At 42.3% G+C, this 7,264-nt stretch carries 6 protein-coding genes and 1 pseudogene; 4 read left to right on the top strand and 3 right to left on the bottom strand.

Annotation, left to right across the window (positions count from 1 at the left end; genetic code table 11):
• Positions 1-109: pseudogene (locus FTU40_RS14565) on the top strand (IS701 family transposase); the annotation flags it as partial.
• A 349-nt stretch (positions 110-458) separates the two neighbouring features.
• Here FTU40_RS14565 and FTU40_RS14570 read toward each other — a convergent pair.
• From FTU40_RS14570 to FTU40_RS14580, 3 genes are all read right to left on the bottom strand, one after another.
• Complete coding sequence (locus FTU40_RS14570) at positions 459-1,028, bottom strand: L-threonylcarbamoyladenylate synthase (protein ID WP_074383691.1); 570 nt, start codon at positions 1,026-1,028, stop codon at positions 459-461.
• 41 nt (positions 1,029-1,069) lie between these two features.
• A complete protein-coding gene (dprA, locus tag FTU40_RS14575; RefSeq protein ID WP_100329712.1) occupies positions 1,070-2,209 on the bottom strand; it encodes a DNA-processing protein DprA in 1,140 nt (379 codons plus the stop codon).
• A 92-nt stretch (positions 2,210-2,301) separates the two neighbouring features.
• Positions 2,302-3,456, bottom strand: a complete 1,155-nt coding sequence (locus FTU40_RS14580; protein ID WP_100355393.1) for a LysM peptidoglycan-binding domain-containing protein — start codon at positions 3,454-3,456, stop codon at positions 2,302-2,304.
• Positions 3,457-3,576: 120 nt separating this feature from the next.
• Between FTU40_RS14580 and def the strand changes: the two genes are divergently transcribed.
• The 3 genes from def to FTU40_RS14595 all read left to right on the top strand — a co-directional run bounded on the left by def (position 3,577) and on the right by FTU40_RS14595 (position 6,723).
• Positions 3,577-4,107: a peptide deformylase gene (def, locus tag FTU40_RS14585; RefSeq protein ID WP_159138880.1), complete on the top strand. Its 531-nt coding sequence runs from the start codon at positions 3,577-3,579 to the stop codon at positions 4,105-4,107.
• A 92-nt stretch (positions 4,108-4,199) separates the two neighbouring features.
• Entirely contained in the window at positions 4,200-4,613 is a 414-nt protein-coding gene (locus FTU40_RS14590; RefSeq protein ID WP_159138879.1) for a DUF2946 family protein, read from the top strand.
• Between the two features lie 70 nt (positions 4,614-4,683).
• Positions 4,684-6,723: a TonB-dependent copper receptor gene (locus FTU40_RS14595; RefSeq protein ID WP_180041307.1), complete on the top strand. Its 2,040-nt coding sequence runs from the start codon at positions 4,684-4,686 to the stop codon at positions 6,721-6,723.
• Positions 6,724-7,264: the final 541 nt, after the last annotated feature.

The following is a 7,264-nucleotide window of genomic DNA, read 5'->3' on the forward strand; positions in this document are numbered from 1 at the left end:
AAATGTATATCGTTGGCAGAAGAAATTATTTAGACCAGTTATCAAAAACTTCATTGATGACTTTATTCTCGATAAAAATCATCTGCTACCACAGAGAATCTATAAATAATAGTGCGTAAGTCCTATAAATATAAAAATCTTAATTTATTTTAAAACTAGAATAGAAAGAGCAAGATAGTTTGAATTTTGGTTAAAAGTTGCCTAGTATTAATAGAAAATATGTATTAATTGAGTTTTTTATTGTACTTGTCGTTGCACTAATTTTCTCTCATAATGCGTCCATCGAGAATGATTAAACATATTTTTCCTTGTTTTATCAAACTCCCAGAGATTTCTGAACCCTCTGGATGTGATTTATGCACATCCTTTTTTATGCTCAACCATCCCTATATGGTTGAGCTTTTTTTTGTCTTAAAACTTTAGTCGAGCTTGAATATCTGAGTCGACTGAGAACCAACTTAGTCGCGAATAATCGCCCCACTGACGGCGTCAATAATCCGGCTCGGTTGCTGGCTTAACCCTAAGTCACCATTCAGATAATTCAGATTCTGATCAAAGTAGCGAATCGCATCTTGCAGTGAACGTGCCGGTTCCAATCCTGCAGGATTGGCACTGGTAGACACAATAAAACCGCCAAAGGCCTGACACAGTGCCATACAGAGTGGATGGTTGGTAACGCGAACCGCCACTTTGGGATGATCGCCCTTAATCCAGGCCGGAATCTCCTGATGCGCGGGAAGCAGCCAGGTGATGGCGCGTTCAGCGGGTCTGTCATTGCTCCAGGATTCAATCACTTGTTCACGCATTTCTGTAGTTAAATCTTGCAGCAGATGTTCCACCTGTGAAATATGCGCTGCCAATAGAATCACCCCTTTTTCAATCGGGCGCTGTTTCAATTTTAAAATCTGATGAAATGCCTGTTCATTATAAGGGTCGCAACCCAAGCCCCAAACAGCCTCTGTAGGATATGCCAAGACTTGTCCGTCTTTAAGACATGCTGCTGCTTCAGCAACAGAGGTAGTAATCATGTGAATACCTTATACAAAACAACAAAGCCCTATTGTGAACTTTATTTCAGTGGACGACAACGCTGATACATGCCCGCTTGTTGAGTACTCAAGCCGAGCAGCTCAAGTTCCATCAATTGACTGGTCAAGGAAGATACTTCCTGTTGTAAATGAAAACTGAGCTGATCCAGACTCTGTCCGACCCAATCGAGTTGATTATAAAGATGAATTAAATGGGGCGGGATAGTGCGCTCTTGCTCAGGATAAGTATCTTTTTTGAAGTGATTTGCATTCGCTTGCCACTGTGTTGCTAGGGCTAAATCCTCAATCACTTGCTGTGGATGGTCAATTAAAATTGCACCTTCACGAATCAGTTGATGACAACCTTGATGATGTTCACTGTAAATATGCCCCGGAATTGCAAATATGTTCTTGCCTTGTTCCGCTGCCCATTGTGCCGTAAGCAATGAACCACTTTTTAACGCGGCTTCTGCCACAATCACCCCAAGACTTAAGCCGCTGACAATTCGGTTGCGCCGTGGAAAATGCTGCTGCAAGGGTGGGGTAAAAGGTAAAAACTCAGTAATAACTGTACCACCGTGGTTAATCATTTGCTGACGTAGTGCTTGATGTACAGCAGGATAGGTCTGTTCGATCCCTGTACCCATCACTGCAATCGTTCGTCGATGTTGTAGCGCAGCCCGATGTGCTGCTTCATCAATCCCTTGTGCCAAGCCACTATTAATATAAAAACCTTGCTCACTCAGATAAAAGGCAAAGTCATAGGCGACTTGCTGTCCGTGCGGACTTGGCTTGCGACTGCCAACAATTGCAATTTGTGGCTGGAGTAACTGATCTGCATGTCCCTGCCCGAACAGAATTGGCGGCTTATGCTCATAATGACTCAGTTGTTGTGGATATTCAGCATCTGTATGCAAAAGCACAAAATCACTGTGCAACTGAATCTGTTCTAGACTGTGCTGAAAATGGGTTTGAGATTCGCTGCTTTGAAAGTCTTTCAGGCGTTGAATATGATTTTTATGAAGGCCGAGCTTTTGCCAGGTCTCGATTTGAGAACAATGGACTGCATCCGCAAGATCTGCATAATGCCGACTGATTTTATAAAAGCTGGTGAGGGAATGTTGCACCAAATACCACAGCGTGATGGCATTGATTTGTGATGTCGACAATCTGTTCAACATAGTGAGACCTATTTTTGCGTCTTCTTATTATTGGTATGAATGAAAATAATTGAGATGATGCTGATCTATCAACATCATCCCACTTTGCAACCTTAGTCTTCTAACAAAGGAGGCTGAATGCCGGCACCCACTTTAATTGGAAGCTCGCTATCCAGCACATAGGCATAGCTCAATTGATCGAAGGCTTTAAAGACCATGACCTGACCAATACGCTCACCTGGCAATTGCACCCGTTCTTTAGTCTTCGGATCAGTCACCACTTCACCTTTCTGGTTTACGCTAAAGACATGACCTGTCTGAACGCCATGTGCCGTACCACGGTCAAGGGTGACGACACTATGACGTGCTGCAGTACCAATCGACCCCAATACACGCACAATCTGACCACCAGGCACAATACTTTCTGCATTGGTTGGGTAGAACAGCGTCGGTAACATCGGGTCGTATTCAGCGAGTACGCGGTCACCGCGACGCACCTCCGCGTTATAACTGTCAGTCAGCTCCAGTGTGGTTACCTCACCTTCACTACGTACCGCAATACCAGATGCCACCTGTTGCAGCTCGAGTGCAGCAGTATATTTCTTGCCATTGGCATCGGTAAATACATAAGGCTCAGCTTCACGATAAACGGCATAGCGTTGACCAACGACCAGACCGTTACCACGTACATAGACTTTCTGGCCTTTGCCCGCCAGTACGCGCTGATCTGCAGTTCCAAGAATGTATGGGGTGCCTTGAACTGAATCAGGCGCCATCAGGGTATAGCGCTCTAGCCACTGTTTGATATGTTCTAGTGGAATCACTGGAATGGTATTGTTTAAAGATTCAACCCGAATCTGAGGTTGCAGAGAGGTGCTGCCCAGATAGCGGCTGATAATACCGTCACAACCATCACCTTCATCTTTGCCAATAATCGGACGGCCCTGGTAATCACACATCAACAGGCGATCGCCCGGGAAAATCCAATGTGGATTTTTCACATGCTTGTTGCTGGCCCAGATTTCAGGCCAACGTACCGGATTTTTCAGGAAGCGTTTCGAGATATCCCAAAGCGTATCGCCTTTTTTCACCACATAAACGTTCGGTGCATTGGCTTTTAATGCCGGTGGATTGACGTTGCGTGCAGGTGCTGCCTCGGCAGAATGAATGGTCCCCATACTGACACCGACACAAACGGCAAGTGCCAGCATCTGATTTTTAAACCCCAAGGCACTAAAAAATGGCATGCCCTTCAAAACCTTTTTCATTATCATAATTCCTAAAATTATGTGCGTAGTTGCGTTATAATAACGATCTTACACACATTTTTTTGATGAAGCATTCCCTTCATTTGGTTTTTTGATCAATGGCATAATTGAGGACGCAGTATGGCCTTATTACCTATTTTAAGTTTCCCGGATCCCCGTCTTCGTACCATTGCACAACCTGTCGAAGAAGTGACTGATGAAATTCGTCAGCTCGCTGCGGATATGTTTGAAACCATGTATGAAGCACCAGGTATCGGACTTGCCGCGACTCAGGTGGATCGTCATATTCAGCTGATTGTTATGGATCTGTCTGAAAATAAAGATCAACCGATGGTGTTTATTAACCCCAAAATCACACCATTGACTGAAGAAACGCAGCCCTACGAAGAAGGCTGTCTATCAGTTCCTCAAATATACGATAAAGTTGATCGTCCGTCACGCGTAAAAATCGAGGCAATTAATCTGGAAGGTCAAGCATTTGAGCTCGATGCTGACGGACTTCTCGCTGTGTGTATCCAACATGAAATGGATCACTTAAATGGCAAATTATTTGTCGATTATTTATCGCCATTAAAACGTCAACGTGCACGTGAAAAAGTGGAAAAACTGGTCCGCCAACGTAATAAAGACAGGGTGGCAGTGAAACGCTAGGATCATTTTAAAGTTTATTTAAATGGTCTAGCAAAGCCCAATTCTGATTGGGCTTTGTTATAATCGACATAAGCATGTTTTAGGAATAGCCTGTGTTTTTACGCGCGGGGCTGCTATTTGCATTTGCAGCTGTGTTTCTACAGATTGCTGTATTTTTACAGCCTTTGTTGCCGAAGCAATATCAGATTGCTCCGGTCTGTGAAACTATCACGCGTGCGCTTTTTATAGCGACAGATACCCACACCCATCATAGTGCTGCCGAACATGCCATGCAGTCTGTTCAGGCGACGCATACCTCACATGAGCATCATGATGCCAATCATCAGTGTCAGTACTGTACCGTCTACGCAAATCTGCTGTTGCCACCTGATCTGGACATCAAACAGGTTCTTGACCGGATTCATGTCCGTTTAATTGCTTATCAAAAAACCTTTAAGCATGTCTGGTTTGTCCTTCAGCAGCTCTTTTTAATTCCTCAGGGACGAGCGCCGCCACTGCCTGCATAAACCTGCATTTTTCGCTTGGGTTGTTATTGACTCAAGCCATGCTTTTTTATGTATTCAGTGAGATAAAAAAATGGCTCAGCCTAAATTTTTTTTACAGCCACTTGCGGCTGCGATTTGTGTTATCTGTTATTCACCAGCCACAATGGCAAATGAAACGATGCCCGTGCAAACTTTGGCACCGATTGTGGTGACTTCTACAGCAGGTAATGATGCCAATGGACTGATTGTCCGTGCTGATCCGAAACAGCCGATTCAACCGATTCCGGCATCAGATGGTGCAGACTATTTACAAAGTATTGTCGGTTTTAGTGCAGTGAATAGCGGTGCCGGCACCAATGGTGATGTGACTTTCCGGGGTATGTTTGGTTCAAGAATTAAAATCCTGACCGATGGCACTGAAAACCTGGGGGCCTGTCCAAGTCGGATGGACTCACCCACCTCATATATTTCCCCAGAAAGTTACGACCAGATTACGGTGATCAAAGGGCCGCAAACCGTGCAATATGCCAATACTGGTTCGGCTGCAACGGTTATTTTTGAGCGTCGTCCTGAGGTATTTAGCTCAGAGAAAAACTATCGTGGGCAGGCAACTGTTTTATTGGGTTCTTTTGATCGTGTAGATACCAATTTAGAATTGGCTGCTGGAGATGAGCAAAAATATATACGTCTAAATACCAATCGTTCTACTGCAAATAGTTATAAAGATGGGGAAGGTGATGTTGTTCCTTCGGATTGGATGCGCTGGAATGCCGATCTCGCTTTGGGTTGGACGCCATCTGAAGACACATGGTTTGAATTGACCGCTGGTAAAGCAGATGGTGAGGCTGTTTACGCTGGACGTGGGATGGATGGTTCGAAGTTTGCCCGTGAAAGTTTAGGTTTGCGTTTTGAAAAGAAAAATGTCACAGATGTGATTAAAAAAGTAGAAGCCCAAGTCAACTATAATTTTAATGACCATGTCATGGATAACTTTAGTTTGCGCGATTTTAATCCAGCAGGCGGTATGAAGATGCCAATGGCGACCAATGTGGCACGTAAAAGCTTAAATGCACGTTTTGCAGTGACACATGAATGGGACAATATTGATTTCATCACAGGTGCTGATACACAAAATAACCAACATAGCATTCGTAAAGGCATGCATGAAAGTTATAAGAACAAACCACGTGAAACGGACATGGAGTTTCAATCATTCGGTGCATTTGGTGAAGTGAATTATCATTTTAATGAGCAAAATCGTTTGGTGTCAGGTCTTCGTTTTGATCAAGTCAGCGTTAAGGATGAGCGACAAGAATCGATTGATCAGCGTTATAACCGTGAATTAGATCAGACATTGACGAGTGGATTTATTCGTTTTGAAAATACTCATGCCGACCATGATGATGGAAAAACTTATATTGGTTTAGGCTATGTTGAGCGTATGCCAGACTATTGGGAGCTTTTTAGTCCAATCAGTGGTAATGGCAACAACAATACGTTTAATCAGGTCGATATAGAAAAAACACTTCAACTTGATGCGGGATATCAACATCAACATGGCGCAGTAAGTTCATGGGCTTCTATATACGCAGGTGTTATTCAGGATTATATCTTGACGAGATATGACCAAAATTTAAAAGCCCATGCACGTAATGTTGATGCCAATATTGCAGGTGCTGAAGCTGGTATAGGCTATCAGTTTACCGATGCCTTATATACAGATCTGAGTCTTATGTATGCTTGGGGTGAAAATACCACAGACCATACACCCTTGGCTCAAATCTCCCCATTAGAAGCACGTGTCAATCTCCGTTATGTTCAAGAGAAATATAATCTCGGCTTATTGTGGCGTGTTGTTGATGGGCAAAACCGCATTAGTGAAAATGAAGGCAACATTGTTGGTTTTGATATCAAGCCAAGTGCAGGTTTTACGATTTTATCTCTGAATGGTACCTATCATGTGGCAAAAGATATTGATCTTGCCGTTGGTGTGGATAATGTTTTGAATAAAACATATACAGAACATTTAAATAAATTAGGCAATGCTGGCTTTGGTGATGGGTTTGCAACGAAGCAACAATTTAATAATACAGGGCGTAATTACTGGGCAAGAGTCAGTATGACGTTCTAATTTGACGATCTTCTAGACAAAAAGCAGGATTTTTATCCTGCTTTTTTGATATTACTCTCTATAAAATAATAAAAATCAATATCTTATGTGTTTTTAGCTCAAATGGTTTATAGAGATAAATTTTTATATAATTATTTTTTATTTAAAAAACATAAACTTAGTATTTTATCGGCTTATTAAACAAGCAGCTGTTTAAAGAGTTTTAAAAAAGGGGTTGCACCTGATCTGAAATGCTGTAGAATGCACATCCATCGGCAGTGATGAAGATTAAAACTTCTGATAAAACAGCAACTTAGCGCGGAGTGTTAAGATTGGGTTTTAGGAGAAAGTTTAAAATAATTTAAATTACTTGTTGACACTAACAAAATTTAGTGTAACATAGCCGACCTAGCTTGCTACTGACGAAGTAACAAGAAGATCATTAAGAGATTATGAAGAACAACTTGTGTGGATTTTTACTGGTTGATCGATCGAAATTATTTTCATTGATTGATGGTAGAAATGACTCGAAGTTTATTTGAGAAATATTTGTCAGAAAATT

It is taken from the genome of Acinetobacter sp. YH12100, assembly GCF_013419135.1.
GTDB lineage: Bacteria > Pseudomonadota > Gammaproteobacteria > Pseudomonadales > Moraxellaceae > Acinetobacter > Acinetobacter pseudolwoffii.